Origin of the sequence: Rahnella sp. Larv3_ips (genome assembly GCF_003697865.1) — a bacterium.
Lineage (GTDB): Bacteria > Pseudomonadota > Gammaproteobacteria > Enterobacterales > Enterobacteriaceae > Rahnella > Rahnella rivi.
This window is the reverse complement of sequence record NZ_MJIB01000004.1, coordinates 181,017-181,770: the sequence shown is the minus strand read 5'-3', so window position 1 is coordinate 181,770 and position 754 is coordinate 181,017. Positions and strand designations below refer to the sequence as shown.

The window sequence follows — 754 nt, the reverse complement described above, 5'->3', positions numbered from 1 at the left end:
TATCAGATTAGTTTTACTGCATTTATTGCAATAATTTCTCTGCCTGAGGCAATATTTGTGCACCAGATCTCACGGTTGAATCATAATTGTAAATATCTGTGCGGAATTGCGGCTTACCATCTTCAGCAACCCAGGCTGTCAGATAAAACAGTTTAACGGGTATGTGATGGCGAATTGACACATACGTCGTATTCCCACCCTGCAGAGCCGAGGAAATCCGCGTGTCATTCCAGCCGGCATCCTGCAACAGCATATTCGCCAGTTCTGACGCTTTATTTACCCGCACACAGCCTGAACTTAATGCGCGAATGTCTTTGCTGAACAGGTTGTGATTCGGCGTGTCATGCAGATAGATAGCATCCGAACTTGGCATATTAAACTTATAGCGGCCCAACGAATTACTGGCACCCGGCGCCTGACGAATGCGATACGGGAAATGGCTCGGTGACACCATGGCCCAGTCAATCATCATCGGGTCGATCACTTCCGCATCATTGCTCCAGCCCGACAGAACCTGATAACCGTGTTGCTGGAAATACGTCGGGTTGTTCCTGGCTTTCGGCACAATATCTTCGCGCACCAGCGTGGTCGGCACGTTCCATGGCGGGTTCACCACCACATTATTCAACGCACTGCTCATCAGTGGCGTTTTACGGCTCGGACGCCCGACAATCACTCTTGAAGACAACACTTCGTTGCCGTTGAGATAGTAAGTCAGCTGGTAGTTGGGGATGTTCACCATAATGCCGGTGTT

General features: G+C 49.5%; 1 protein-coding gene. It reads right to left on the bottom strand.

Annotated elements, in window-relative coordinates:
• Positions 1–22 precede the first annotated feature (22 nt).
• Positions 23–754 (bottom strand): L,D-transpeptidase (gene ldtD, locus ED901_RS03245; protein ID WP_122094790.1); only part of this gene is annotated, 732 nt, incomplete at its 5' end.